The 25,006-nt window shown below is 67.2% G+C and carries 25 protein-coding genes and 1 tRNA gene; 14 read left to right on the top strand and 12 right to left on the bottom strand.

Features of this window, described 5'->3' with window-relative positions; all coding sequences use genetic code 11:
* Positions 1 to 24: 24 nt before the first annotated feature.
* Positions 25 to 765: a GntR family transcriptional regulator gene (locus tag BKG60_RS02985; RefSeq protein WP_075909196.1), complete on the bottom strand. Its 741-nt coding sequence runs from the start codon at positions 763 to 765 to the stop codon at positions 25 to 27.
* 66 nt (positions 766 to 831) lie between these two features.
* Complete coding sequence (locus BKG60_RS02980; RefSeq protein ID WP_070187583.1) at positions 832 to 1,587, bottom strand: SDR family NAD(P)-dependent oxidoreductase; 756 nt, start codon at positions 1,585 to 1,587, stop codon at positions 832 to 834.
* Between the two features lie 48 nt (positions 1,588 to 1,635).
* Between BKG60_RS02980 and BKG60_RS02975 the strand changes: the two genes are divergently transcribed.
* Both BKG60_RS02975 and BKG60_RS02970 read left to right on the top strand, forming a co-directional pair.
* On the top strand, positions 1,636 to 2,244 hold the full coding sequence (locus BKG60_RS02975; protein ID WP_075909195.1) for a histidine phosphatase family protein: 609 nt from the start codon (positions 1,636 to 1,638) through the stop codon (positions 2,242 to 2,244).
* A 9-nt stretch (positions 2,245 to 2,253) separates the two neighbouring features.
* Complete coding sequence (locus BKG60_RS02970; protein ID WP_110765077.1) at positions 2,254 to 3,285, top strand: phosphotransferase family protein; 1,032 nt, start codon at positions 2,254 to 2,256, stop codon at positions 3,283 to 3,285.
* Positions 3,286 to 3,299: 14 nt separating this feature from the next.
* Here the strand turns inward: BKG60_RS02970 and BKG60_RS02965 are convergent, their stop codons facing one another.
* Positions 3,300 to 3,695 carry a LapA family protein gene (locus BKG60_RS02965; RefSeq protein ID WP_070946058.1) on the bottom strand — a complete coding sequence of 132 codons (396 nt, stop codon included), beginning with the start codon at positions 3,693 to 3,695 and terminating at the stop codon, positions 3,300 to 3,302.
* Between the two features lie 154 nt (positions 3,696 to 3,849).
* On the opposite strand from BKG60_RS02965, the gene BKG60_RS02960 reads away from it, so the two are divergent.
* The 5 genes from BKG60_RS02960 to BKG60_RS02940 are packed head-to-tail and all read left to right on the top strand — an operon-like array spanning position 3,850 to position 7,916.
* Positions 3,850 to 4,764 carry an ABC transporter substrate-binding protein gene (locus BKG60_RS02960; protein ID WP_070946099.1) on the top strand — a complete coding sequence of 305 codons (915 nt, stop codon included), beginning with the start codon at positions 3,850 to 3,852 and terminating at the stop codon, positions 4,762 to 4,764.
* Complete coding sequence (locus tag BKG60_RS02955) at positions 4,761 to 5,873, top strand: ABC transporter ATP-binding protein (RefSeq protein ID WP_070187570.1); 1,113 nt, start codon at positions 4,761 to 4,763, stop codon at positions 5,871 to 5,873. The genes BKG60_RS02960 and BKG60_RS02955 overlap by 4 nt, the downstream gene beginning before the upstream one ends.
* Positions 5,873 to 6,541 carry an ABC transporter permease gene (locus BKG60_RS02950; protein ID WP_070187571.1) on the top strand — a complete coding sequence of 223 codons (669 nt, stop codon included), beginning with the start codon at positions 5,873 to 5,875 and terminating at the stop codon, positions 6,539 to 6,541. Before BKG60_RS02955 ends, BKG60_RS02950 begins: the two co-directional genes overlap by 1 nt.
* Positions 6,538 to 7,332 (top strand): ABC transporter permease, encoded by a 795-nt coding sequence (locus tag BKG60_RS02945; protein WP_070187572.1) that lies wholly within the window; start codon positions 6,538 to 6,540, stop codon positions 7,330 to 7,332. The genes BKG60_RS02950 and BKG60_RS02945 overlap by 4 nt, the downstream gene beginning before the upstream one ends.
* A complete protein-coding gene (locus BKG60_RS02940; RefSeq protein WP_070187573.1) occupies positions 7,329 to 7,916 on the top strand; it encodes a putative glycolipid-binding domain-containing protein in 588 nt (195 codons plus the stop codon). The genes BKG60_RS02945 and BKG60_RS02940 overlap by 4 nt, the downstream gene beginning before the upstream one ends.
* Here the strand turns inward: BKG60_RS02940 and BKG60_RS02935 are convergent.
* The gene (locus BKG60_RS02935) at positions 7,879 to 8,823 is read right to left on the bottom strand and encodes a prephenate dehydrogenase (protein WP_070187586.1); all 945 of its coding nucleotides are present in this window, start codon (positions 8,821 to 8,823) and stop codon (positions 7,879 to 7,881) included. The two genes, BKG60_RS02940 and BKG60_RS02935, sit on opposite strands and share 38 nt — an antisense overlap.
* 98 nt (positions 8,824 to 8,921) lie before the next feature.
* Here BKG60_RS02935 and BKG60_RS02930 point away from each other — a divergent pair, with 98 nt between their 5' ends.
* The 3 genes from BKG60_RS02930 to BKG60_RS02920 all read left to right on the top strand — a co-directional run bounded on the left by BKG60_RS02930 (position 8,922) and on the right by BKG60_RS02920 (position 10,072).
* Entirely contained in the window at positions 8,922 to 9,428 is a 507-nt protein-coding gene (locus BKG60_RS02930; protein WP_070187574.1) for a tRNA adenosine deaminase-associated protein, read from the top strand.
* Positions 9,425 to 9,889, top strand: coding sequence for a nucleoside deaminase (locus tag BKG60_RS02925; RefSeq protein WP_075909194.1), 465 nt, complete (start codon positions 9,425 to 9,427; stop codon positions 9,887 to 9,889). Before BKG60_RS02930 ends, BKG60_RS02925 begins: the two co-directional genes overlap by 4 nt.
* 92 nt (positions 9,890 to 9,981) lie before the next feature.
* Positions 9,982 to 10,072: transfer RNA gene (locus tag BKG60_RS02920), tRNA-Ser, on the top strand.
* On the opposite strand, the gene BKG60_RS02915 is transcribed toward BKG60_RS02920, so the two are convergent.
* From BKG60_RS02915 to BKG60_RS02890, 6 genes are read right to left on the bottom strand one after another with little or no spacing between them, the layout of a single operon-like run.
* Positions 10,051 to 10,587: a DoxX family membrane protein gene (locus BKG60_RS02915; RefSeq protein ID WP_075909193.1), complete on the bottom strand. Its 537-nt coding sequence runs from the start codon at positions 10,585 to 10,587 to the stop codon at positions 10,051 to 10,053. The two genes, BKG60_RS02920 and BKG60_RS02915, sit on opposite strands and share 22 nt — an antisense overlap.
* Entirely contained in the window at positions 10,584 to 12,005 is a 1,422-nt protein-coding gene (locus tag BKG60_RS02910; protein WP_075909192.1) for a Dyp-type peroxidase, read from the bottom strand. The genes BKG60_RS02915 and BKG60_RS02910 overlap by 4 nt, the downstream gene beginning before the upstream one ends.
* Entirely contained in the window at positions 11,990 to 13,351 is a 1,362-nt protein-coding gene (locus BKG60_RS02905; protein ID WP_131827498.1) for a hypothetical protein, read from the bottom strand. Before BKG60_RS02905 ends, BKG60_RS02910 begins: the two co-directional genes overlap by 16 nt.
* Positions 13,352 to 13,356: 5 nt before the next feature.
* On the bottom strand, positions 13,357 to 13,806 hold the full coding sequence (locus BKG60_RS02900) for a hypothetical protein (protein WP_070946062.1): 450 nt from the start codon (positions 13,804 to 13,806) through the stop codon (positions 13,357 to 13,359).
* A complete protein-coding gene (locus tag BKG60_RS02895) occupies positions 13,803 to 15,623 on the bottom strand; it encodes a peroxidase family protein (RefSeq protein ID WP_075909190.1) in 1,821 nt (606 codons plus the stop codon). Before BKG60_RS02895 ends, BKG60_RS02900 begins: the two co-directional genes overlap by 4 nt.
* Entirely contained in the window at positions 15,583 to 15,987 is a 405-nt protein-coding gene (locus BKG60_RS02890; RefSeq protein ID WP_070946064.1) for a hypothetical protein, read from the bottom strand. Before BKG60_RS02890 ends, BKG60_RS02895 begins: the two co-directional genes overlap by 41 nt.
* Before the next feature lie 101 nt (positions 15,988 to 16,088).
* On the opposite strand from BKG60_RS02890, the gene BKG60_RS02885 reads away from it, so the two are divergent.
* The 4 genes from BKG60_RS02885 to BKG60_RS02870 all read left to right on the top strand — a co-directional run bounded on the left by BKG60_RS02885 (position 16,089) and on the right by BKG60_RS02870 (position 21,778).
* A complete protein-coding gene (locus BKG60_RS02885) occupies positions 16,089 to 17,444 on the top strand; it encodes a WS/DGAT/MGAT family O-acyltransferase (RefSeq protein ID WP_075909189.1) in 1,356 nt (451 codons plus the stop codon).
* A gap of 88 nt (positions 17,445 to 17,532) precedes the next feature.
* Positions 17,533 to 19,752, top strand: a complete 2,220-nt coding sequence (locus BKG60_RS02880) for a propanediol/glycerol family dehydratase large subunit (RefSeq protein WP_075909233.1) — start codon at positions 17,533 to 17,535, stop codon at positions 19,750 to 19,752.
* Positions 19,749 to 20,081: a diol dehydratase small subunit gene (locus BKG60_RS02875; RefSeq protein ID WP_075909188.1), complete on the top strand. Its 333-nt coding sequence runs from the start codon at positions 19,749 to 19,751 to the stop codon at positions 20,079 to 20,081. The genes BKG60_RS02880 and BKG60_RS02875 overlap by 4 nt, the downstream gene beginning before the upstream one ends.
* A 2-nt stretch (positions 20,082 to 20,083) precedes the next feature.
* Complete coding sequence (locus BKG60_RS02870) at positions 20,084 to 21,778, top strand: diol dehydratase reactivase ATPase-like domain-containing protein (protein ID WP_207553863.1); 1,695 nt, start codon at positions 20,084 to 20,086, stop codon at positions 21,776 to 21,778.
* Here the strand turns inward: BKG60_RS02870 and BKG60_RS02865 are convergent.
* Positions 21,775 to 23,535, bottom strand: coding sequence for a penicillin-binding transpeptidase domain-containing protein (locus tag BKG60_RS02865; protein ID WP_075909186.1), 1,761 nt, complete (start codon positions 23,533 to 23,535; stop codon positions 21,775 to 21,777). The two genes, BKG60_RS02870 and BKG60_RS02865, sit on opposite strands and share 4 nt — an antisense overlap.
* A gap of 22 nt (positions 23,536 to 23,557) precedes the next feature.
* Positions 23,558 to 24,928, bottom strand: a complete 1,371-nt coding sequence (locus BKG60_RS02860) for a PE-PPE domain-containing protein (RefSeq protein ID WP_242671553.1) — start codon at positions 24,926 to 24,928, stop codon at positions 23,558 to 23,560.
* Positions 24,929 to 25,006 lie beyond the last annotated feature (78 nt).

Below are 25,006 nucleotides of genomic sequence, written 5' to 3'. Positions count from 1 at the left end.
TTTTTCCGCGAAAAGGGGGCAGCTTTATGCCTGCTCGGCGGAGGAAAATTTGGTGCGGGCGTTGACGATGCTGAACGTGACCACGTCAGGTCGATAGCGATCGTCGGCGCACTCGAACACCACGCCGTGCTGATCGCGCGACACCCGGCGCTCGCGCAACAACGGGCTGCCCGGCGCGATGCCGAGATTGGCGGCGTCGTCCGGCCCGGCGGCCACCGCGTCGAGCACGTGCTCCATCGAGTCGAAGTACACCCCGCGGCTGGCCAGATAGTCGGTCATCGAGCCGGAATCGGTGTCGAACTCGAAAAGCAGAGAACCCACGGATTCGATGAACGTGCTGCGCTCGATCATCGCCGGTTCACCGTCGAGCAGGCGCACCCGCAGCACTTCGACCACGAAGTCGTCGGCCGTCAAACCCAATGCCTCGATGGCGGTTTCGGACGCGCGGCGCCGAGCCACCTCGATCGTCCGGTTGCCTGCGGTGCGTCCGACACGTTCGGCCCACTGGGTGAACGGGGTGAAGGTGTCCAGAGTCTGGGTGGCGTCATGACTGCGCACCACCGCGGGCTTGCCACGCGAGACGCGGATCAGACCCTCGTTCTTCAACGTGGCCAGGGCCTGCCGGACCGGGCCGCGGGACACGTCGAACTCCGTGCACAGCGCACTCTCGGTGGGCAGCGGCTGGCCGATGGCGTAGTCCCCACGGGTGATGCGCTGACGCAGCTCGGCGGCGACGTGCTCGTGGCGCGAACGGGGCCCCGCCATTCGCATCACCTTCCGGTCAGGTTGTCATGACAAGTTCGCTACGAGCGCCACCTTACCGTGCCGGGCTCAGGGCAGGCCGCCGTCCACCCGCAGGATCGAGCCGGTGGCGAAGCTGGACGCATCCGACATCAGAAACAGTGCGGCGCCGACGATCTCGGGTGGGTTGCCGGGCCGTTGCAGGGCCAGGTGGCCGAACGGGTCGCCGGCCATGTCCCAGGCCTTGCTGACGTCGGTGAGAAACGGCCCGGCCATCAAGGTGTTGACCCGCACGGTCGGCCCGAACGCCTTGGCCAGGCCTTCGGTCATGGCGTTGAGCCCGGCCTTGGCCGCGGCGTAGGGCAGCATGTACTGGTCGGGCCGCAGCGATCCCGACGAGCTGACGTTGATGATGACGCCGCCTCCGTCGGCCACCATCCGCTCACCGAGCAGCGCCGAAAGCCGGAACGGCCCTTTGAGATTCAGGTTGAACACGGAGTCGAAGAGCTTCTCGGTGACCGCGCTCAGCGATTCGTACAGCGGTGACATGCCGGCGTTGTTGACCAATACGTCGACCTTGCCGAACCGCTCGTAGGCGGCCTCGACCAGCCCGTCGAGCTGGTCCCACCGGCCGACGTGCACCCCGAAGGGCAGGGCGGCGCGACCGGTGGCCGCGGTGATCTCCTCGGCCGCGGCCACACAGGAGTCCAGGTTGCGGCTCGCGATCACCACGTCGGCGCCGCACCGCGCGGCCCCCATGGCGATCTCGCGGCCCAGCCCGCGGCTGCCGCCGGTGACCAGTACCACCTTGTCGGTGAGGTCGAACAGTTCGTCGGCATAGCCCATGTCGCAGCCCTCTCCGGCCGTCCGGCACCGCCGCCATATGGTGTCACGGTGCAACTGCTTCTCGTCCGACATGCTCTACCGCTCCGCAGCGAGCCAGGTCAAGGGTCGGATCCCGACCTGTCCGCCGAAGGCATCGCCCAGGCGCAGCGCCTACCCGCTGCGTTGGCCAGGTTCCCGGTCAGCCGGCTGGTCAGCAGCCCGCAGCGGCGTGCGGTCCAGACCGCGGAACCGCTCGCGAAGGAACTGGGGCTGCAGGTAGAGGTCGACGAGCGGCTCGCCGAGTACGACCGCGACATGTCGCACTACGTGCCGATCGAGGAGATCGCGAAGGAGAACCCCGAGGAGCTGGCCCGCCTGGCCTCGGGTCATCTGCCCAGCAGCGTGGACGAAAACGCGTTCCTGGCGCGGATCAGCGCCGCGGTCGAGGACCTGGTGACCATCGGTGAGCACGACGAGACCGTGGCGGTGTTCAGCCACGGCGGCGTGATCAACGTGCTGCTGCACCAGATCCTGGGCACCGAGCGGCTGTTGTCCTTCCACGTCGACTACGCCTCGGTCACCCGGTTGCTGTCGTCGCGGTCGGGCAAGTTGGCCGTCGCCTCGGTCAACGGCACCGAACACGTATGGGATCTGCTGCCGAGAAATGTCCGGTGGTAAACAGTGACGGTGACAAATCTGGAGGGCCTCGACCTCACTGCCCTGGACCGGCATCTGCGTTCTGAGGGCATCGCCCGCAGTGGTGAGCTGCGCGCCGAACTGATCGCCGGTGGCCGTTCCAACCTGACGTTCCGGGTGTGCGACGACGCGTCCGCGTGGGTGTTGCGCCGTCCGCCGCTGCACGGGCTGACGCCGTCCGCCCACGATATGGCCCGCGAGTACAAGGTGGTGGCGGCGCTGGCCGGCACCGCGGTGCCCGTTGCCCGGGCGGTGACCATGAGCAACGACGACTCCGTGCTGGGTGCGCCGTTCCAGATGGTCGAGAACGTCGACGGGCGAGTGGTCCGCAGCGCCTCGGAACTTGAGGAGCTCGCCGCGATGGGCGGCCCCGGCGCCATCAGCAGCAGCGTCGACGCCCTGATCCGGGTGCTGGCCGACCTGCACGCGGTGGACTACGAGGCGGTCGGTCTCGGCGATTTCGGCAAGCCCGCCGGCTACCTGGAACGTCAGGTACGCCGCTGGGGTTCGCAGTGGGATCTGGTGCGCCTGCCCGACGATCCCCGCGACGACGACGTCAAGCGTCTGCATCAGGCCCTGGCCGATTCGGTGCCGGCGCAGAGCCGGAACTCGATCGTGCACGGCGACTATCGGATCGACAACACGATCCTGGACGCCCAGGACCCGACGAAGGTGCTCGCGGTGCTGGACTGGGAGCTGTCCACGCTGGGCGATCCGCTGAGCGACGCGGCGCTGATGTGCGTGTACCGCGATCCGATGTTCAACCTGATCCTGAGCATGGAAGCGGCGTGGAGCTCACCGCAGATGCCGTCGGCCGACGAGCTGGCGAACCGCTATTCGGTGCAGTCCGGTCAGGATCTGGCGCACTGGGACTTCTACATGGCCCTGGCCTACTTCAAGGCAGCCATCATCGCCGCCGGTATCGACTTCCGTGCCCGCCAGGGATCCGAGGCGCCCGGCGGTACCAGTGTCGGCGCGGCGGTGGCCCCGGCGATCGCCTCGGGACTGAGCGCTCTGGGTTGACCGCTCAGCTGCGCTCAGCCGCGCTGGGCGGCCTTGAAATTCTTCTTGGCGTTGCGGCGCAGCTGGAAGATCCGCGCCGATCCGGCGGCAACGGTCAGCAGGCCGCCGGCCACCGCCGCGCCCAGGATCGCCACGCCCGTCGGCAGTGACCAGTGCCAGCCCAGGAACGTCATGGGCACGGGGTCGGTGTTCTGCGCGATGAAGATCAGCAAGACGATCAGGACCAGGAAGCCCAGGATCAGCGCTGACCACAGCGCCCCGGCGCGGGTCAGCTTGGGCTCGCTGGCCTTGCCCGGCTTGGCGGGGGTTTTGTCGGCATCGGGGGCTTTGCCCGGGTCGGGCGTTGGCGTCACCGGCACGTTCGGCGTCGGCTCAGGCAAATCGGGCGATGCGGACGGATCGCTGGTCATATGGACATCTTTGCCCGTCATGGCCGCATTGCAAACCACCATGGGGTAAAGCGCGGCGGCATGTCGGGCGTGCCGTTAGGGTCGGGGAGGTTGATCGTCCCGCCGCTGTCGCCGAAAGGATGCGCCTGTGCAGCGCAGAACCCTGGCAATCGCGATGTTCCTGCTCGCCCTGATCGCGCCGCTGGCGGTGGCCTGCGGAAGCTCCAATCCGCTGGGCGGTGGGCCCATCTCGGGTGACCTGAAATCGATCACGGTCGGATCGGCCGACTTTCCGGAGTCCAAAATCATCGCCGAGATCTATGCCCAGGCTCTGGAGGCCAATGACTTTCAAATCCGCAGGCAGTTCGGAATCGGCAGTCGTGAGACGTATGTGCCTGCGGTGCAGGATCACTCGATCGATCTGATCCCCGAATACACCGGGAATCTGCTGCAGTACTTCGATGCCCGGGCCACCGCCACCACCCCCGACGAGGTGCTGATCGCCCTGTTCAAGGCCTTGCCAGGCGATCTGGCGATCCTGTATCCCTCGCCGGCCGAGGACAAGGACACCCTCGCGGTCACCGCCGAGACCGCCCAGCGGTGGAACCTGAAGACCATCGCCGATCTGGCCGCGCATTCGGCCGAGGTGAAAGTCGGTGCACCGTCTGAATTCCAGACGCGCCAGACCGGGCTGGTGGGTCTGAAGTCCCGGTACGGTCTGGACATCGCGCCGGTCAACTTTGTGGCGATCAGCGACGGGGGCGGGCCGGCCACCGTTCAAGCGCTGAACAGTGGTGCCGTGACTGCGGCGAACATCTTCAGCACGTCCCCGGCCATCGAGCAGCACCGCCTCGTGGTCCTGGAGGATCCGAAGAACGCCTTCCTGGCCGCCAATGTCGTTCCGCTGGTGGCCTCGCAGAAGATGTCCGATGAACTCAAGACCGTGCTCGACGCGGTGTCGGCCAAGCTCACCACCGAGGCGCTGATCGAATTGAACACCGCGGTGGAGGGCAACTCCGGCGTCGATCCCGACGAGGCTGCCGAAAAGTGGGTCAGGGACAACGGATTCGACAGGCCGGTCCAGAAGTGATCACGTTCGAGAACGTCACCAAGCAGTACCCGGACGGCACGGTCGCCGTCGACAACCTCAATCTGGAAGTGCCGCAAGGGACCCTGACGGTGTTCGTCGGCCCGTCGGGCTGCGGCAAGACCACCTCGATGCGGATGATCAACCGGATGATCGATCCCACCTCGGGCACCCTCACGGTCAACGGCGAGGACGTCAGCACCGTCGATCCGGTCAAGCTGCGGCTCGGCATCGGCTACGTCATCCAGAGTGCCGGGCTGATGCCGCATCTGCGGGTGGTCGACAACGTCGCAACGGTGCCGGTATTGCGGGGCGAGTCCCGGCGCAGCGCCCGCAAGGCCGCGATCGGCGTGATGGAACGGGTCGGGCTCGACCCGAAACTGGCCGATCGCTACCCGGCGCAGCTGTCCGGCGGGCAGCAGCAACGTGTCGGAGTGGCCCGCGCATTGGCCGCCGACCCGCCGATCCTGCTGATGGACGAGCCTTTCAGTGCGGTCGACCCGGTGGTTCGGGAGGATCTGCAGGCCGAAATCCTGCGGTTGCAAAGTGAATTGCACAAGACCATCGTCTTCGTCACCCACGATGTCGACGAGGCGATCAAGCTGGCCGACTTGGTCGCGGTGTTCGGCCGTGGCGGCGTGCTGCAACAGTACGACCCACCGGCCCGCCTGCTGTCCAACCCGGCCAACGACCTGGTGGCCGGAATCGTCGGCGCCGACCGCGGCTATCGCGGGTTGCAGTTCTTCCACACGACCGGCCTGCCGGTACACGACATCCGTCATGTCCCTGAGGAACAGCTCGACGGGTTGCAACTCGGCCCCGGCGATTGGGTGTTGATCACCAGACCCGACGGTGCCCCCTACGGCTGGGTCAATGCCGAAGGAGTCGCAGCGCACCGGTCAGGAAAGTCGTTGTACGACAGCACGATTGCCGGTGGTTCGCTGTTCCGCCCGGACGGGACCCTGCGACAGGCGCTGGACGCGGCGCTGTCCTCGCCGTCGGGCCTGGGGGTTGCGGTCGACGCCGACGATCAGGTGATCGGGGGAGTGCGGGCGCAGGACGTGCTGGCCGCGCTGGAAACGCAGCGTCACGTTCCCGCCTTGGGGACGTGATGCGCTATCTGCTGAACCATCTCGACGACCTGTGGGTGCTGACCGTCGTGCACTTGCGGTTGTCGTTGGTGCCGATCCTGCTGGGCCTGCTGATCGCCGTCCCGCTGGGGGCGGCGGTGCAGCGCACCACGGCGCTGCGGCGGTTGACCACCTTGACCGCCAGCATCATCTTCACCATTCCGTCGCTGGCGTTGTTCGTGGTGCTGCCGCTGATCATCCCGACCCGCATCCTGGATGAGGCCAATGTGATTGTGGCGCTGACGCTTTACACCACGGCACTGTTGGTGCGGGCGGTGCCCGAAGCGCTGGACGCAGTGCCCGAGCAGGTGCGTGATGCCGCGACGGCGGTGGGGTACCGGCCGTGGGTGCGGATGCTCAAGGTGGAACTTCCGCTGGCCATCCCGGTGTTGATCGCCGGGCTGCGGGTTGTCGCGGTCACCAACATCTCGATGGTGTCGGTGGGTTCGGTGATCGGTATCGGCGGCCTGGGCACCTGGTTCACCGAGGGCTACCAGTCGAACAAGAGTGACCAGATCATCGCCGGCATCATCGCGATCTTCGTGCTGGCCATCATCGTCGACACCCTGATCATGTTGGCGGGCAAGGCCCTGACCCCGTGGAATCGTTCGCCCCGAGCGTCGTCTCGGCGTTTAGGGGCGGCGGCATGAACTTCCTGCAGCAGGCGCTGGACTTCATCTTCACGGCCGCCAATTGGGGTGGGCCCGCAGGGCTGGCCGCCCGCATCGTCGAACACCTGCAGTACACCGTGGTCGCGGTGCTGGCGTCGGCGGTGATCGCGATTCCTGTCGGCCTGATCATCGGGCACACCGGGCGCGGTACGTTCCTGGTCGTCACGGGCGTGAACGCGCTGCGTGCCCTGCCGACGCTCGGTGTGTTGTTGCTCGGCGTGCTGTTGTGGGGGCTGGGCCTGGTGCCGCCGACCGTCGCGCTGATGCTGCTGGGCATTCCGCCGCTGTTGGCCGGAACGTATGCCGGGATCGCGAACGTGGATCCCGCCGTCGTCGACGCGGCGCGGTCGATGGGCATGACCGAGCGCCGGGTGTTGTTCGGTGTCGAGGTGCCCAACGCGCTGCCACTGATCGTGGGCGGGCTGCGCACCGCGACGCTTCAGATCGTGGCGACCGCGACCGTCGCCGCCTATGCGAGCCTCGGCGGGCTGGGCCGGTATCTGATCGACGGCATCAAGGTGCGTCAGTTCCACATCGCGCTGGTGGGTGCGCTCATGGTCACGGCGTTGGCCTTGATACTGGACGCCGCGCTGGCCTTCGCGGTGTGGTTGTCGGTGCCCGGAAGTGGCCGATTGAGAGGTCGGCGCCGGATTCCGCAGCCGTTGCTCGGTGACGAGATGGCATTGGAGTCGCGGGCGGCGTCACCTGCGGCGGGGAGTTCCGGACTCGGCTACGAACGCCGTGCGTCGTCGCATACGGTAGAAGGGTGAGCGACGAGAAGGATCGTGCCTGGCCAGCGGTGTTGACCTGGCGGGCGCACGACGAGCCCCGGATGGAATCCGCTCGGGTTCAGCTGTCGGGCAACAGGATCAAGGCCTACGGCCGGATCGTGGCCGCAGCCACGGAATCCCACCCGGCGTTCTCGGCGTCCTATGACCTGGTCACCGACGAGACCGGCGCCACCAAGCGGCTGTCTCTCACCGTCACGCTGGCCGAGCGGGAACGCCAGCTCTCCATCGCGCGCGACGAGGAGAACATGTGGCTGGTGCAGGACCACACCCAGACCAAGCGCTCGGACTTCGGCGGTGCGCTTGATGTGGACCTGGTGTTCAGCCCGTTTTTCAATGCGCTGCCGATCCGGCGGACAGGTCTGCACCAACGCGTGGAGTCCGTGACCCTGCCGGTGGTCTACGTGCGGTTGCCGGACCTGTCGGTGGAGACTGCGAACATCAGCTACAGCAGCCCCGGCCCCGGCTCCGCGGTCAAACTCCGCTCGCCGGTGGCGGACACCACCATCACCGTGGATCCCGACGGCTTCATCCTTGATTACCCAGGATTGGCAGAGCGGATCTGATCACCCCGCCGGCGCGTCCGGCCGCGGCCAGCTCGTCGCGCCAGTTCTCGGTGCCGACCACCGTGGTGATGATTTCGGGGCGGCTGAAGCTGTCGTAGCGCATGCGGGCGGCGTGACCGTTCTCGACCAGCTCGGCCACCGAACCCGTCGCGGCCAGTGCGTCCTTGGCGCGGGTCAGTAGTTCGATGCCGTGTTCGAGCGCGGGCAGCAGCTGGTCGGCGTTGGCCTCGCACATGGCCCGCACCAGGTCAGGCGCGGTGGCCGCCACCCGGGTGCCGTCGCGGAACGACCCGGCGGCCAGCGCGAAGGCCAACGGCACTTCACCGGCGTTCACGGCCAGAGTCTCGGCGAACAGGTGTGGCAGGTGTGAGATGGCGGCCGCCGCGGCGTCGTGCTCGTCGGAGCGGGCCGGCACCACCACCGCGTGGCAGTCCAATGCCAGTTCGGTGACCAGTGACCAGACCCGCGCGTCGACGTGATCGTCCACGCTGACCACCCAGGGAGCACCGGTGAACAGGGCGGCGTCCCCCGCCGACCAGCCCGAGTGGGCGGTGCCCGCCATCGGATGGCCGCCGACGAAGTTCGGCAGCAGGCCGGCCCGCCGCACTTCGTCGAGCACCGCGACCTTGACGCTGGTCACGTCGGTCAGCGGACACCGCGGCGCGGTTTGGCGGATGTGGTCGAGCATCTGCGGCAGGGCCGGCATCGGCACCGCGAGCACGATCAGTGCGTCGCGCTCGGCAGCTCGGCACAGCGCCTCGTCGAGGTTCTCGGTGGCGTCGAACCCGTCGAACTTCGCGGCGGTAACGGCCTCCACCGACCGGTTGTATCCGAAAATCTCGCGGCCGGCTCGGGCGGCGGCACGCATCAGCGAGCCACCGATCAGGCCCAGGCCCACCACGCACACCGGTGTGTTCGTCACGGTTCAAGACTGGCATACCGGCCGCATCGGGGCCGAGGGCGATCCCTGTCAAAATTGCTGGTCGGCGACTACCGTAGGCGGGCATGGAGGCACAGCGTGCGCCGGCAGACCTGCCTGAGGGCTTCGGGGTGGCCGTTGTCCGGGAGGACGGCAAGTGGCGGTGCGCCCCCATGCGTTCGTCCTCGCTGAAGAGCCTGACCGCGGCGGAGACCGAGCTTCGCGAGCTCCGCAGCGCCGGGGCCGTCTTCGGGCTGCTCGATGTGGACGATGAATTCTTCGTGATCGTGCGGCCGGCGCCGGCGGGGACCCGGCTGCTGCTGTCGGATGCCACTGCCGCGCTGGACTATGACATCGCCGCTGAGGCATTGGAGAATCTGGACGCCGACCTCGAAGAAGAGGATCTCGAAGACGCGGACCCGTTCGAGGAGGGCGATCTTTCGGTGCTGTCCGACATCGGTCTGCATGAGGACGTGCTCGGCGTGATCCTGTCCGAGACCGACCTGTACGCCGACGAGCAGATCGGGCGCATCGCCCGCGAGATGGGCTTTGCCGACGAGCTGTCGGCGGTGCTCGACCGGCTCGGGCGGTGAGCGCCTCAGACCAAGCGCTGATCCGCGCGGCGCTGGAGGCTGCCCGGACAGCCGGTCCGCGCGATGTGCCGATCGGCGCGGTGGTGTTCGCCTCAGACGGCACCGAGCTGGCGCGGGCGGCCAATGTCCGCGAGGCCACCGGGGACCCGGCCGGCCATGCCGAGATCGTGGCGATGCGCGAGGCCGCCCGGGTGCTCGGCGACGGCTGGCGGCTGGAAGGTACGACGCTGGCTGTGACCGTCGAGCCGTGCACGATGTGCGCGGGCGCACTGGTGCTGGCCCGGGTGGCTCGCGTGGTGTTCGGGGCGTGGGAACCCAAGACCGGGGCGGTCGGCTCGCTGTGGGATGTGGTGCGTGATCGCCGGCTCAACCATCGTCCCGAGGTGGTCGGCGGGGTGCTGGCCGACGAGTGCGCGCGTTTGTTGGAGGAGTTCTTCAGCCCTTTCCGGCGCCCAATCTGAACTTCTGTGCGAGTTTGCGCCGGATTCTCGACATCAACCTCAGGCTCGCGACCGATTATGGCTTGGCGCGCTCGCCCGGTAAGCTGCCACACGGTGGCGTGTCCGAGCGGCCTAAGGAGCACGCCTCGAAAGCGTGTGACGGGTAACCCCCGTCCGAGGGTTCAAATCCCTCCGCCACCGCCATAAGCCCGCTTCCTGTCAACGCAGGTGGCGGGCTTTTTTGGCGCTGTGCTCCGCTCCGGCGCACTGTGCCGAGCATGTTCGCCACAGGGTCTGGCGACGAGTCCTGACTTCCCGGTCAGCGCGAGCCGGCCGGGTCCACTGAGCACCAGGCTCACCACGCCGGCCAAGATCAGGAACGCCTCCCTGAATCCGGGCAATGGATCCCCGCCGGGCGGCGGCGCGGGGATTCCGCCCGCGGCCCACCCGAGCACCAGCAGGCCGCCGACGTTGAGCACATTCACCACTATGGCGAGTCGGAAGAAGACACCGAGCAGGATGCCGATACCGCCGCCGAACTCGACGACGCCCACCAGCCAGCCGGCCGCGTCGGCGAACGGCACCCCGAGCTGGCCGACCAGGTAGGCGATGTTGGCGTGCCCGCCGGAGGCGAACAGTTTGATGCCGCCGTGCAGGATCAGGCCGCCACCGAGAAACAGCCGCAGAGGCAGCGGAGCCCATTCCCGCCAGGTGGTCATGGCAGGGACGCGAGATAGCGCGTGGCGGCCACACCGGGCATGAAGAAGTAGCCGCCGCCGACGGTGTAGACGAAGCGGGGCAGGCCGGTGACGCGCCGGCGAATCGGTTCCCGCTGGATTGTGAACGTCCCGTGCCCGTGCCCGTTGCCGTTTCCACTGCCGCGGGCGCCGGTGATCGGATCGTCGTCGGCGTAGCCACCGTCGAACTTGGTGCTGTTGACCCAGGTGTGCTGGATGAACTCGAACTGCCGTCCGAGCTGGGTGTTGAAGCAGATGAAATGCAGGCCGCGTTCGATGCCGTCGTCACTCGCCCCGATCAAGTCGGCGGGGTCCATGGACGGCACCAAAGGCGGTCCGTAGGCCCTGCCCCGGCGAATGATGCGGTGGCGTTTGCCCACATCGATCGACCGATCGGATCCTGGTGTGGGCTCGAGCGCATCGCGTGGATTGGTCCGCCGCAGGTGCGAGCCGATCGGGCATTTCAGGCCGTCGGCATCGTCGGACCGGAAGTACATGAAGTCGTTGTCGTCGGCGAGTGCGGGATCGTCGGCGGTCGGCGCTTTCACCAGCGGCGCACCGCTGGGCCAGCGGCCGACCATCTTGGCCGCCAGCCCGACACACGCAGGCACCCGGTCGAGCACGTCGGCGGATCGCTCGGCCAGGCTGTTCCAGAACCCCGCCACGTCCTGTTCGAGCTGCCGGAAGACGAGGTAGCTGCCGTCCTTGCCGAAGTCGCGCAGCGCCGGGGCATCGGCCGCGGCGGACAACAGGTTTCGAGGGTCGGCGGAGGGGTCCACCAACGGCCGGTCGGTGTATTGCCCGTAGGCGTTCGGATAGCCGAGCACGAACTCGCCCGCAGCCACGGTGTTGCCTTCGGGTCCGCCCTCGTCGTAACCGTCGATCAGTGGTTGCGATATCCCGTCGCGAAAACCGAAGTGCTCCTTGCGCCCTGGCAGGGTCAGCGAGTCGAGCCGCCTGATGACGCGTATTCCGGAGTTGGGAAGCCCGTGACGTTCTTCGAGCGCGTCGACCGTGGCAGCGTCGCGTCCGTAGAGCAGGAGCAGCGCGTGGATGTCGTCGCCGTTCCACCGCCAGTTCGACGGGCAGCTGGCGCCGTGATCGCCGAGGATGCGACGGCGGTGCTCGGTGCCCGACATGCCTTCGCGGAACTCGCCGGCCAGCATCGCGAGGTGCTCGGGCGGCAGTCCCAGCCGGGCCAGGCCCGACGGTGTGAAGGCGACGTTGGTGCAGGTGTCGGTGGCTTCGGGCCGGACGGTGCTGTCGCGCAATTCCAGGCCCGCCAGCCATCGCTTGGCCGCCGCGACGTCGTCGATCGTCAGCAGCAGGAACGCCGCGTCGTCCAGGGCGCCGTAGCCGTGCAGGATGACGCCCTGGATGTCGTCTAGTTGGAGAGCCATAGTCTGTCCCAGGGAATGCTGTCGAGCTTTCGGGCCGCCCAGTTGGACTCGGGAAGGTCGTTGCCGCAACCGAATCGGCGCAACCAGCGTTGTGTCTGGGCATCGTCCATCTCGGTCGAGAGGCCCTGCCGGATGGCTTCGTTGTTGGCGATGTTCTTGGTCGTCAGATGCGGGTAGGCGCTGAACCAGACATTGCTCGGGGCCTGCCGGGTGGGCAGCAGCTTCTTGTAGGCCTTCTCATCGGTGATGCCGCCGAAGAACAGGAAGCGCGTGCGCGGGAAGCCGTCGCCGTTGCTGAAGATCGCGTTGAGCCCCCAGAACGCCTTGTCGATGAAGTCGTTCATGTAGCTCTCCAGGCTGCCGTCGTAGTTGCTGGCGAAGAACAGGCCGCGGTTGCCGTTCATTCGCACCCATCGGGCGAAATGAATGGTGTTCAGCCCGGAAAGGGTTCCGCGGTTGTAGATGTGGCGGGTCGCGTAGTCGGTCAGGAACAGGATGGCTGTGGTCGTCAGCCGGCGGAACGGCCCGGGCTTGAGGAATCCGACGGCGACGATCTGGTTGTGCACCCAGTAGTCCTCGTCGTCGCGGTAGGCCCGGACCGCATCGGGTGCGGCAGCCCGGGTGTCGGGTACGTCGCGCTTCTCGTGGTAGCGCAACAGGACCGCGAACAGGCCCAGTCCGATGAGCACGAGCGGCAGGAACAGCACCGTGACCACGGCCAGTACACCAATCCAGAAGTACTGATGGAAAGCCTCTTTGGCCCGCCACCGCAACGAAGGTGGGGCGGCCGGCCGCAAAGCCCAGGCCAGATCTTCGCGATCGCGGACGAAATCCACGATCGCGCTCTTGATCTTCCCGGGATCAAGCGATCCGTGGTCGGCTGTGTCCAGGAACCGGTTGATCTCGCGCTGCAGCAGATCTTCCTGCCGGATCTGACGGACCGAACGGCCGCGTCGGTTGATGTGTGCCGCAGCGGCTTTCACCTGGTGTTCGATCAGGAATGTCCGGCGAGAAGGCGGCGAAGGGGCGTCCGGATAGCCGACGCAGTGGGTGAACACCGCATCGAGCCCGTCGCCGCCGATCGTCACGAGTTCGTCGAGGTGCCCGCGCAGTGGCGCGTCGACGTCGGTCAGCAGTGCCACCTGGGCCGGCACCGGTCGCCCGGCGAGGTCCTGCGTCGGGTCGAACAACACGAGCCGGGCGAAGTGCACGCCGCTCAACTTCTCGAACGGCAGCACGTCCCAGCGTTCGACGTGCTCGGGGATACGTCCGAGTAGCTCTCGCAGTGATGCCAGCCGGTCGTTGTCGACTTCGGCGAGGACGGTGAACGCTTCCTGGTGTGGCATCGTGATCACCCGGTCGAGCGAATGGTGAACCACCCGACGCGTTTCCGCCACAGCCAGACGACCCCGAGGTAGAGACCGGGACCGACCTGGCGGATCTCGTCGCGCACCATGCGGGCCAGGAACGAGGTCGTGGAGTAGTCGATGAGCACGCAGTCCCCGAAGTCCACCCAGCTCGATGCGATCGAGAGCCGGGCTTTGACGAGCCGCAGGCCGAACGGGGTCACCTTGTTGCGCAGTACCCCCTCGCGACGGTCGAGCACCTTGCCCTGCCAGATGAGGATCCGTACCAGCCAGGCCAGCGGCTTGGCGATCCGCGTGCCCGGCCAGGCCAGCAGCGTGCCGCTGGTGTCGCCGTCCGGGATGGGTCCGGCGAGCGATTGCCGGAACAGGTTGTCCAGCATGCTGTTGCTGTAGCTGAGGAGCGCCGTCTCGTCGATCGGCGCGGTGCGCGTCATGGCTTGGCCTGACCGAGGCGCGGCCACGGTGCGAACGCGTTGCGCTGTTCGCGCAGTACCGGTTCCAGCTCGGGGTAGTGCCGGATCAGCACCGAACACATGTCGTTCTCGTCGATCCAGGCCATGCCCTCCGGGGTGTAAACGCGCGGGGTGAAGTCGACGGTGAAGAAGCGATCGCTCTTGAGCCGGCGGGTCGCCATCAGGACGAAGATGCGGAAAGCGGTGTCGCTGAATCCGAACCCCTTCGGCAGCTTCTCGCCGTACATCCCGACCATGGCGTCGACCTTCTCGATGTCACCGCCGTAGATCTTCTTCATCTTCGCCGCGGTTTCCTTGGAGCCGCCGCTGATCTCGTCGAACGAGGTGGCCGGTTTCAGCCGTAGCTGTCGGCGGAATTCGTTGTAGCGCGGCACCCCACGCTCGCGCGAGCGGATGATGTCGGTCGAGATCAGGTCGATGACGTGGCCGTCGGTGCGGTCGAAGCGGCGCATGAAGTTGGGACTGTTGTGCAGGGTGACCGCACCGGGATGCGCGACGCCGAGGGAGTACAGGCAATTGCCCACGCCCATGCTCTTGAGCACACCGCGGGAGTTCGCCCCGCCGTGGATACTGTCGAACGAGAGTTCCTGCGGCGCAGCGGCTCCGGACACGTTGAGGAATTCGTACTTGTCCGGAACCAGCGGGTGCATGCGGTAGACGGTGACGAAATCCTCGGTGATGGAGTACGGCGCCGAGTGGTGGTCGGTGGCCGATCCGAGGACACCGCTGATCGCCTCGCTCGAGCTCACCCGCCCGATCAGCTCCTTGACCCGCTCGCCGGCCAGGCCGAACCAGTTGGCCCGCATGCCGATCTGCAGCGTCGGGTGCCCCAGGATCGCCGGTGTCCACTCGATGGTGTGGATCTTGGCGATCAGGGCGGCGTTGATCATCCGGGCCTTGTTGAAGATCTGATCGCCCGACCACGCCGGGTAGGCGGCCTTCAGCCGATCGCAGATGGCGTTGTGCTCACGCAGGAAGATCGTGCCCATGAGTTCCAGGCCGAGCCACCAGCCGTCGGCTCCGCCGGACTCGCCGAGCAAGTTCGGGTCGAGGTCGATGAACCCGTCGGCGTCGATGCGCACCTTGCCGTCGTTGGCTTGCTTGGGGGTGCGGATCGCATCCTGGAACTGTTGATTGCTGCCGTAGATCTGAGAGGCGTCCCACCAGTGGGTCTCGGTGTTGAGGAAGGTCGGTGGCTGCTGCCCGGGCGCTGCGTTGTGGTCGGCGGGCGTGGACGGGATCTGGATGGTGGGGCCGTCCCCTTTGACGTCCCAGTCCGTCTCGCCTTCGGGTAGCGGAATCTCGATCATATTGGTCGGGTCGGTGCCGTGGCTGAACCAGTCGCGGGTTTCGAACTGCAGCCAGGCCGCCGCCAGCACGTTGAGTGTCGTGGCCGGTTTGAACTCGTCTCCGCGTTGCAGCAGCTCGTTGCCGACGAGCCGCGGGTTGGGGTCCATCAGGTGTGGCGGCTGCTCGCCATGTCCCTTGTCCAGCGGTACGTTTCGCCCGAACCGGGTGTTGGCCATGCCCATCGAAGGTGCCGACAGATCGTTGTACGAGCCGTCGACGGTCCTGACGGTCAGGTAGTCGGCAGGGTCGTGCGTCGGTGCGGCCGGGGGATCACCCCGATAGGTGTCGTAGAGATTGTGCTCGCGCAGCGCGTCGCGAACCCCGATCAGTACCGAGAGCCCGATCCACGGCGGGAGTTTGTCCCACCCGATACGGCGGTCGACGATCTCAGTGGCTTTGATGAACCACCGTGTCAGCAGGGAGGACATCCCGGCCTCCTTTCCATGCGGTGACCGCGAGTGCGGTGTTGATTGCGGAGATGACTATGGCCACCAATCCCGGTTTGCGTGGCAGATCGCCGCGGGCCGCGGTGACGGCGGCCGAGACGGTGTCGCTGGCGTGGATGAGCACCGCGAGTTTCTCGGCACGACGCAGTTCCGCGCCGCGCAGCATCAGGAGCTCGAGACCGATGATGACGGTGCGGATACCGAACATGCGGAAGGGATAGGTGCCGGAGCGATCCTGGGCGGTGTCGACGCCGAGGCGGCCCAGCAGCTTCTCGGGTGCGAGCAGTCCCGCCGCACCGTTGACGATTCTGATCAGTGCGAGAATCTTGCGCGCCGTGGTGGCCATGCACAGATCCTGCGTGCTTGTCGGCGGCCGGGAACGCGTAGTCGGCTACTTGTTTTGCCATGCGCAGCGTGGGGTCTGCCGCATCGGCGTTGAATGTGTCCATGGAGCTGATGTCGCCGACCGATTCGATGTTTCTGATCGCCGAGACCCGGGAGCACCCGTTCCACGTCGGCGGCCTCGCGCTCTACGAGCCCCCGGCCGGTGCGGGCCGCGAGTTCGTGCGCGAGCTGTACGACGAGATGGTGGCCCACACCGAGGTCGAGCCCGTGTTCCGCAAGCACCCGGCAACCATTCTGGGCGGTATCGCCAACGTCGGCTGGACGTATGACGAGGACGTCGACCTGGACTATCACCTGCGTCGCTCGGGTTTGCCGTCGCCGGGCCGGGTCCGCGATCTGTTGGAGCTGACCTCGCGACTGCATGGCAGTCTGCTCGACCGGCACCGGCCGCTGTGGGAAGCGCACCTGATCGAAGGCCTGGCCGATGGCCGGTTCGCGGTCTACACCAAGATGCACCATTCGCTGATCGATGGAGTCTCGGCGCTCAAGCTGCTGATGCGCACGCTCTCGGAGGATCCGGACGACACCGAGGTGCGGGTGCCGTGGGCACTGCCGCGCCGCAGGCGCCCGCACCAGGGTTCGTCGGTGATGAAGACGGTCAGCGACACCGTCGGCTCGGTGGCCGGGCTGGCGCCGTCGACGGTCAAGCTGGCCCGTACGGGGCTGCTGGAACAACAGCTCACGCTGCCGTTCGCGGCTCCCAAGACGATGTTCAACGTCAAGATCGGTGGGGCCCGCCGAGTCGCAGCGCAGTCGTGGCCGCTGGAGCGGTTCAAGCGGATTTCGCAGGCCGCCGGGTCCACGGTCAACGACGTGGTGCTGGCGGTGTGTGCCGGTGCGTTGCGCGCGTATCTGTTGGAGCAGGATGCACTGCCGGACCGGCCGTTGATCGCGATGGTCCCGGTGAGCCTGCGCGCCGAGCACGAGGCCGACGCCGGCGGAAATCTGGTCGGTTCGGTGCTGTGCAATTTGGGCACCGATCTGGACGATCCCGCCGGGAGGCTGAAGGTCATCGGTGAGTCGATGCGGGGCAACAAGAAGGTGTTTTCCGAGCTGCCCCGGGTTCAGGCCCTGGCGTTGTCGGCGATGATGATCGCGCCGCTCGGTCTGGCCGCCGTGCCGGGCTTCGTCCGGGCCACCTCGCCGCCGTTCAACCTGGTCATCTCCAACGTGCCGGGCCCGCGACATCCGTTGTACTGGAAGGGTGCTCGGCTCGACGGCAACTATCCGCTGTCGATCGCGCTGGACGGGCAGGCGATGAACATCACCCTGGCCAACAATGCCGACAACCTGGATTTCGGGCTGGTGGGCTGCCGGCGCAGTGTGCCGCATCTGCAGCGCATGCTCGGTCATCTGGAGGATTCACTCAAGGCACTTGAGGTTGCGGCCGGGGTCTGACACCAAAAGGCGTAATGGGTAGACCAAATAGGGTTCGTCACGCAAAATGGTCGGCGTGGCGGACGACGGCGGTGACTACCTCGGCAGGATGCGGATACTCGATGCGCAGCCGGTGAACCTCGACGGGTTCAGCATGACCAATCCGGAGCTGGGCCTGGTCGCGATGCGCAGCCCGCACGATCCAGAACCGTCACTGGTGGTGCGCGACGGGCAGGTCGTCGAGATGGACGGCAAGGCCGCCGCGGATTTCGACGTGATCGACGAGTTCATCGCGCGGTACGGCCTGGACCTCGAAGTCGCACTCGAGGCGATGGCGATGACCGACGTCGACCTGGCCCGCAAGACCGTCGACCTCAACGTGTCCCGCGCCGAGGTGGTCCGGCTGATCGGCGGCACCACGCCGGCCAAACTCGCGAGGGTCATCGCCGTACTGACCCCGGTCGAGATGCAGATGGCGATGGCCAAGATGCGGGCCCGGCGCACCCCGAGCAATCAAGCCCATGTCACCAACCAGCTCGACGATCCCATGCTGATCGCCGCCGATGCGGCCAGCGCGGTGGCCTACGGGTTCCGCGAGGTCGAGACCACGGTGCCGGTGCTCGGCGATGCGCCGTCGAATGCCGTTGCGCTGCTGATCGGTTCGCAGGTGGGCGTGCCAGGGGCGATGGCTCAATGCTCGATCGAGGAGGCGCTGGAACTGCGGTTGGGCCTGCGCGGGCTGACCAGTTACGCGGAGACCATTTCCATCTACGGCACCGAGCAGGTGTTCGTCGATGGCGATGACACCCCGTTCTCCAAGGCGATCTTGACGAGTGCCTACGCCTCGCGTGGTTTGAAGATGCGGGTCACCAGCGGTGGCGGCGCCGAGGTGCTGATGGGTGCGGCCGAGAAATGTTCGATCCTCTACCTGGAATCTCGCTGTGTCTCGCTGGCCCGGGCGCTGGGCTCCCAGGGTGTGCAGAACGGCGGCATCGACGGGGTCGGTGTGGTGGCCTCGGTGCCCGAGGGCATGAAGGAGTTGCTTGCCGAAAACCTGATGGTGATGATGCGTGATCTGGAGTCGTGCGCGGGCAACGACAACTTGATCTCCGAATCCGACATCCGCCGCAGCGCGCACACCCTGCCGGTGCTGCTGGCCGGCGCGGATTTCATCTTCTCCGGGTTCGGCTCGATCCCGCGCTACGACAACGCGTTCGCGCTGTCCAACTTCAACTCCGACGACATGGACGATTTCCTGGTTCTGCAACGGGATTGGGGAGCCGACGGTGGGCTACGCACGGTGTCGCCCGAGCACCTGGCAGCGGTGCGGCGCCGCGCGGCCACCGCCGTGCAGGCCGTCTACCGCGACCTGGGCCTGGCCGATTTCGACGACACCCACATCGAGGAGGTGGTGATCGCCAATGGGTCACGCGATCTGCCACCCGGGGACCCGAAGGCCGTCGCGGAGGCCGCCAATGCCATCGAGGCCAGACAGCTCACGGTGTTCGACGTGGTCGCCTCCCTCAAGCGCACCGGTTACGACGACGAGGCCGAAGCCATCATGCGGCTGACGGTCGAACGGCTGCGCGGCGACCAGCTGCAGACCTCGGCGATCTTCGATGAGCAGTTCCGGGTGCTGTCCAAGATCACCGATCCGAATGACTACACCGGTCCGGCAACGGGTTACACGCTCACCGAACAGCGCCGGGCCGAGATCGACAACATCCGCCAGCAGCGCAGAGCGGCCGAGCTCACCGCCGACCAAGCCGAGCATGCCGGCCACATCAGCGTCACCGACCTCGAAACCGCGCGGCAGGGCAGCGATCCGCGGGAGGTGTGCATAGGCGTGTCACCGGCGCTGGGGCGCAGCGTGTGGCTGAGCCTGTGCGGCCTGCCGATCGGCGAGGTGATCCGCCAGCTGTCCGCCGGGCTGGAAGAGGAGGGCTGTGTACCGCGGTTCGTGCGGGTGCGCTCGACCATCGACGTCGGCCTGATCGGCCTGACCGCGGCCAAGCTGTCCGGGTCGGGGATCGGAATCGGCTTGCAGGGCAAGGGCACTGCTCTGATTCACCGTCGGGACCTGGCGCCGCTGGCCAATCTGGAGCTGTTCAGCGTGGCGCCGTTGTTGACCGCCAAGAACTATCGGGAACTGGGCCGCAACGCGGCCCGCCACGCCAAGGGCATGGCGCCGGTACCGATCCTGACTGGCGGCACCGACCAGTCGATCTCGGCCCGCTACCACGCCCGTGCCGTCGCGTTGGTGGCACTGGAGCGTGAAGCCTGTGAGCCGGGACAGGCACCCGTCACGGTGGAGGTGACTCGGAAATGAGTGAGAAATACACGGTCGAAGCCGCCGTCGACGGCAAGCTGGGCCTGTCGGACCTGCGGATGGACCCGGCGGTGCTGGCCCATCAGGCCGTTGTCGCCGAGGAGCACGGCAACCTTCAGCTCGCCGAAAACTTCCTTCGCGCAGCCGAATTGGCCACGATCGACGATGACCAGGTGATGGCTCTCTACGAGGCGCTGCGCCCGCACCGCTCCACCGCTGCCGAACTCGATGCGTTGCAGTCGTCGCTGGAAACGCGCGGTGCCGTGCGGTGCGCCGAACTGGTGCGCCAAGCCGCCGCCGTCTATGCCCGCCGGGGTCTGTTGCGGTGAGGGTGATCGCGGGCATCGACGTGGGCAACCACACCACCGAGATCGTCTTGGCCCGCATCATCGACGGCGTCGTCGAGCCGCTGACCCATGGTCAGGCACCGACCCGGGCCCGCAAGGGATCCCGGGATTCCTTGGAGGGAGCCGCGGCACTGCTGCACCGTATCGAGGTGGACGCCGGCGTGCGGGCAGACGCCTTGGTGCTCTCGAAGATCCGGCCGGTCGACACCGAGACCGCCCCGTTGGCCCCGGCGCCGTCGCCGCGCTCACCGGTGCGCAGCCTGCGTAGGCCCGATGCCAGCACCCCGGCCGGCACGGGCTACGCGGTGGGCCGGCATGTGCCGCTGGGCGAGCTGACCGCCGGACCCCAGGCCGGCCCGGTGATCGTCTCGGTCGACGCCGACACCGATTTCGAGGTGGCTGCCGAGGCGATCACCGCCGCCGTGGGGAACGGCTGGACGATCGCGGGTGTGCTGGCTGCCCAGGACGATGCGGTGCTGATCCGCAACCGGATTCCGCTCGATGTCCCCGTGGTCGACGAGGTGGGCCTCGACGGGCTGGCGTCAGGGGTGCTGGTGGCGGTGGAAGTGGTGGCCGAGGGACGCGCCTACCGGGCGCTGGCGGATCCGATTGCGCTGTGTGCGGCACTGGAACTCGGTCATGATCAGATCCACGACGTCGCTGAGTTCACCCGTGAGCTCGCGGATTCCCCGGCCATCGCGGTCACCGCCCGCACCGAAGCGCCGCAACCTCCCGACGTGGACGATGACTACGTCGAGTTCCGGATCGACGGCGCGCCCGTGCGGTATTCGCCGGCCCAGGCCCACACCATTCTGCGGCGGGAAATCCCGGGCAGCGTCGTGCGGATCCGGTTGCGCTCGATCCCGACGGCCGACCACGAAATAGCCGTCGACGACGCCTTTTTCACCGATCTCGCCGCGCTGGACAGCGGGACGTGGCTGCGCCGGGGCGTGGCCGACGCGCGGGGCACGGTGGTGGCCTTGCTGGCCGCCGATCACGTCGAGGACGCGGCGGCGACGCTGACCGAGCTGACCGGACGCCCGGCCCGCACCATCGCCACCGAGCCGGAGGCCGCCGGCCGGGGTGCCCGCACCACCCCGGGGTTGCCGCCGGATTCGGTGGTGTGCGACATCGGTGGTGGCACCATCGATTTGATCGGTGCGGAGCGCACGGTCACGGCGGCCGGGGCGGGGGAGACCATCACCGTCGCGGTGGCCCGCATGCTGAACATCCCGCGGGCGCTGGCCGAGCGGGTCAAGCGCACCCCGGCGATCCGGGTCGAGGGCCCGCACGTCGCTCACGAGGAGGACGGGCGCCGCCTGTTCCTGGACTCGCCGGCCCCGGCCGATGCGATCGGCCGGCTGTGCACGCGCGGCACAGCCGGGTTGGTTCCCTTCTCCACCAAGCTGGCTGCCGAGGAATGGCGCAGCCTTCGACTGGCGATCAAGCAGGAAACCGTGGCCGCCAACATTGCCCGCTGCCTGGCCGCGTTCGACAAACCCCCGACCGCGTTGGTGCTGGCCGGCGGCGGCGCGCTCGACGATGAGCTGCTGCGTGCGGTTGGCGAGTCGCTGCGCGGCGTGGGGGTTGTGGTGGGGCGAGCCAATATCGACGGTGTCCACGGCCCGCGCTTCGCGGTCGCCTCAGGTCTGGTGCACCTGGCTGCCGGATCGGCCTAGCCGGCCGATCGCAGGAAGTCGCCGGAGATCTTGACCGCGGGCGCCGACGAGTCGCCGCCCACCACCAGGGTGGCGAACGCGATGTCACCGGCGATCCCGGCGAACCAACCGTGTGAATGCGTGTTGTCGCCGAACTCCGCCGTCCCCGTCTTGCCGCCCAGGTCGGGGATGTCGCTCAATTGGCTTGCCGTTCCTTCGGTCACGGTTTTGCGCATCATGTCCCGTAGCGCCGCGGTGACGGTGGCAGGCAGGGGCTGCGAGGGGGTATCGGCGGTCACCTTGTCGCCGTCGACCAGGTTGGGCAGGATGGTCGAGCCGTGGGCGAGGCTGGCCTCGGCCACCGCGAGCCCGAACGGGCTGACGGTCACGGTGCCCTGGCCGATACCGTTCTCGACCCGTTGTGCGGCGGTGTCGGCGTTGGGAACCTTGCCTGTCACCGTGGTCAGGCCGGGGATGGTGAAGTCCACCCCGATGCCGAAGGCGCGGGCGGTCTTGGTCAGTGCATCGGCGGGCAGCTTGTCCGACAGTGCCGCCATGCTGGTGTTGCACGAATGGGAGAACGCCGACGTCAACGGCACTGTCCCCAGGTCGAAGTCGTCGTCGTTGGGAATGGTGCGGTTCTCGATGGTCAACCGTCCAGGGCAGGCCACGGGGGATGCCGGGGTCGCAAGGTTGGCCTCCAGTGCGGCAGCCGTGGTGATCGTCTTGAATGTCGACCCTGGTGGATAGAGGCCCGAAAAGGCAATGGCGCCTTGCGGATCGGCGGCAGAGTTCTGCGCGGCGGCCAAGATGCCGCCCGTCGAACCGGAGATCGCCACCACGACGGCGGGCCGGCCCTCCTGGGCCACCGCCTGCTGTGCGAGCAGCTGCAGTCGCAGGTCGATGGTGGTGCGCATCGGCTCGGTGGGGGCCGGTGGTTGTGCGGCCAATCGTTGCGCGGGCGCGCCATCCGCATCGACCAGATACACCGACCAACCGGCGGCTTCGGTGATCCGGTCGTGCCAGATCTGGGCCAGCCCGCTCATGGCGGGTGAGGACAAAGCCCGGTCCGTGGTCAGCAGCTCACCCTGTTCGGTCACCGCGACGCCGGGAACGTGGCTCAGTTGGTCGCGCACCGTGGCGAGGTCGTCTTCGCGCAGCTTCATCACCGTCACCCGGTCATCTGAGTTCGACGCGAACTGTGCGTTGATGGATTCCGCGGTGGTGGTGGCATCGAAGGGCGCGAGCAGTGCGGCGACCGGGGCCGCCGAATCGAGGTGGGCGCGTTCCAGGGAGATCACGCCCACGGTCTGCCACGTCATCAGCGGCTGACCGGTGCGGTCCAGCACCGGGGTCTGCAGGTCGCTGTCGGTGCTGTATTGAAACCTCAAGCCGTCCCGCAGGTCTCGGTGCAACACCGTCGGCGCCCAGGAGATGCGCCAGTCGTCGCCGGTCTTGGTGGCGGTGCCGGTGGTGTCGTAGGCGAAATCCCGGCCCTCCCCCCAAGACCACTGATACTTCAGTGTTGCGCCGGCTTGATCATCGGGTTCGGTGCTGACCTTGACCGTCGCGGCATCGCCCATGCCGTCGAACATCGACTTGATTGCCGTCTCGGCCGCCACGGGATCGCTGGTCTCGGCAGCGGCGGCATGAGCGTCTTTGCGCTGCAGCGCATCGGCGAACGCCGCAAAACGATCGGCCGGGTCAGGAGACGACGAACATCCCACGATCGAGAAGAGCAGGCACAGCAACAGGAACCAGGCGCGCCGTTGAGTCATGCTCCCAGCATGACATCAGAAGCTATGCGGCCTTGTCCGTGTCTGACTCGGTGGATGACTCGGTGGATGACTCGGTCTTGGGCTTGGCCTGGTGTTTCGGCTTGTGCGGTTTGAACGTGTCCCTGACATTCTTCGCGACGTCCGACATGGCATTGCGCACGTCGTCCCGCCGGTGGGTGGGCATGCGCTTGACGGGTTTCTTGGGGACGTCGATCTTGGGCGAGTCGACCGTGGGCGAGCTGACCTTGGGCGAGATGACCTTGGGCGAGCTGACCTTGGAATCCTCCTTCTTCGTCGCGCTGCGATCGGTCGGTCCCGACGTCGTCGAAGGTGATGTGGTGGACGGCAATCCGTCCTTGACGTTGTCCGCGCCTTCCTGCAAGGCGCCGGGCAACTGTTTGATGGTCTCGGCGATCCGCTTGGGGGGAGTGATCAACGAGAAACGGGTCGGTGTGGCGGGATCGGAGTAATCCCGATCGGTGTAGCCCATGTCGACCGCGAGCTTGAGCGTCGGTTCGATCGCCCCGAGCACCGGCTCGGTGAACGCCACGGCGTTCAGGGCCAGCGACACGTCCCGGATGGGCTGCAGCAAGGGCAGGTGTTCGGTTTTGACCAGGATGTAGGTGTCGGTGCCGCCACCGGGCTTGGCTATCGGCGTCACGATGATCGCGTCCGGGTCGTTCAGGTCGGTGGTATCCGGCGTCGGGTCACCATGCAGATAGAAGAACCCGGCCGCGGCGTTGGCCAGTGACAGTGGGTTGGCGTAGGCCGGGAAGTCGCCGATCGGGTCGTATTCGATGGTGATGAAGGTCTGGTCGTAGGGCGTGGGGGCCGCGGCCCCGGTGCTGGTGAAGCCGAGCAGTCCGAGCGGACCCAGATTCGGGAAGCGGGCGTAGATGCCGCCGTTGGGCACCGTCGGTGCAGCGATGTACACGAACGCGATGTTTCCGCCGGGGTCGATTGTTCCGGCATTGAGTTCGCGCTTGTAGTTCTCGGCCACCAGACTTCCCTCGGAGTAGCCGACGATGTAGACCGTCCCGCTCGGACCGACTTCGGTGCGGGCCGCGGTCACTTCGTCGATCAGTGGTTGGCGCCCGTCGGCCACGCTCGTGTCGATCGGCAACGTGGCCGAATATGCGACCGGGTAGTACCGATCCGCCGCCGGTCCGGCATAACCGCCGTTGTACGGCACGTAGTTGCCTTCGAACTTGTTCGGGATCCGCTCACCCAGGGTGTCGCCCCTGCCGCCGATTCCGATGACAGCGTTGTTGCCCGGCAGCGTGGCCGCGAGCGCGTCGGCGACCTGTCCGAAGGTGAGGATCGCGGTCATTCCCGCGGTGGCGCCGACTACGACGGCGGTAGACGTACGTCCGCGTTTCCGGTGATTGGCCACGGTGCACCTCCGGTCGCGATTGAAAACGACTGAGGACGGAGTGTGGGCCCGGGATCAGTCCGGGCCCACACTATGTCA

The sequence above is a fragment of the Mycobacterium syngnathidarum genome, assembly GCF_001942625.1.
GTDB lineage: Bacteria > Actinomycetota > Actinomycetes > Mycobacteriales > Mycobacteriaceae > Mycobacterium > Mycobacterium syngnathidarum.
This window is presented reverse-complemented; position numbering and strand designations above follow the sequence as displayed.

Excerpts from the sequence above, each read along its gene's own strand:
- BKG60_RS02985 (WP_075909196.1), bottom strand. The coding sequence starts at position 765 with ATGGCGGGGCCCCGTTCGCGCCACGAGCACGTCGCCGCCGAGCTGCGT.
- BKG60_RS02980 (WP_070187583.1), bottom strand. The coding sequence starts at position 1,587 with ATGGGCTATGCCGACGAACTGTTCGACCTCACCGACAAGGTGGTACTG.
- BKG60_RS02965 (WP_070946058.1), bottom strand. The coding sequence starts at position 3,695 with ATGACCAGCGATCCGTCCGCATCGCCCGATTTGCCTGAGCCGACGCCG.
- BKG60_RS02960 (WP_070946099.1), top strand. The coding sequence starts at position 3,850 with ATGTTCCTGCTCGCCCTGATCGCGCCGCTGGCGGTGGCCTGCGGAAGC.
- BKG60_RS02950 (WP_070187571.1), top strand. The coding sequence starts at position 5,873 with ATGCGCTATCTGCTGAACCATCTCGACGACCTGTGGGTGCTGACCGTC.
- BKG60_RS02945 (WP_070187572.1), top strand. The coding sequence starts at position 6,538 with ATGAACTTCCTGCAGCAGGCGCTGGACTTCATCTTCACGGCCGCCAAT.
- BKG60_RS02930 (WP_070187574.1), top strand. The coding sequence starts at position 8,922 with ATGGAGGCACAGCGTGCGCCGGCAGACCTGCCTGAGGGCTTCGGGGTG.
- BKG60_RS02915 (WP_075909193.1), bottom strand. The coding sequence starts at position 10,587 with ATGACCACCTGGCGGGAATGGGCTCCGCTGCCTCTGCGGCTGTTTCTC.
- BKG60_RS02910 (WP_075909192.1), bottom strand. The coding sequence starts at position 12,005 with ATGGCTCTCCAACTAGACGACATCCAGGGCGTCATCCTGCACGGCTAC.
- BKG60_RS02905 (WP_131827498.1), bottom strand. The coding sequence starts at position 13,351 with ATGCCACACCAGGAAGCGTTCACCGTCCTCGCCGAAGTCGACAACGAC.
- BKG60_RS02900 (WP_070946062.1), bottom strand. The coding sequence starts at position 13,806 with ATGACGCGCACCGCGCCGATCGACGAGACGGCGCTCCTCAGCTACAGC.
- BKG60_RS02895 (WP_075909190.1), bottom strand. The coding sequence starts at position 15,623 with ATGTCCTCCCTGCTGACACGGTGGTTCATCAAAGCCACTGAGATCGTC.
- BKG60_RS02890 (WP_070946064.1), bottom strand. The coding sequence starts at position 15,987 with ATGGCCACCACGGCGCGCAAGATTCTCGCACTGATCAGAATCGTCAAC.
- BKG60_RS02885 (WP_075909189.1), top strand. The coding sequence starts at position 16,089 with ATGGAGCTGATGTCGCCGACCGATTCGATGTTTCTGATCGCCGAGACC.
- BKG60_RS02880 (WP_075909233.1), top strand. The coding sequence starts at position 17,533 with ATGCGGATACTCGATGCGCAGCCGGTGAACCTCGACGGGTTCAGCATG.
- BKG60_RS02875 (WP_075909188.1), top strand. The coding sequence starts at position 19,749 with ATGAGTGAGAAATACACGGTCGAAGCCGCCGTCGACGGCAAGCTGGGC.
- BKG60_RS02865 (WP_075909186.1), bottom strand. The coding sequence starts at position 23,535 with ATGACTCAACGGCGCGCCTGGTTCCTGTTGCTGTGCCTGCTCTTCTCG.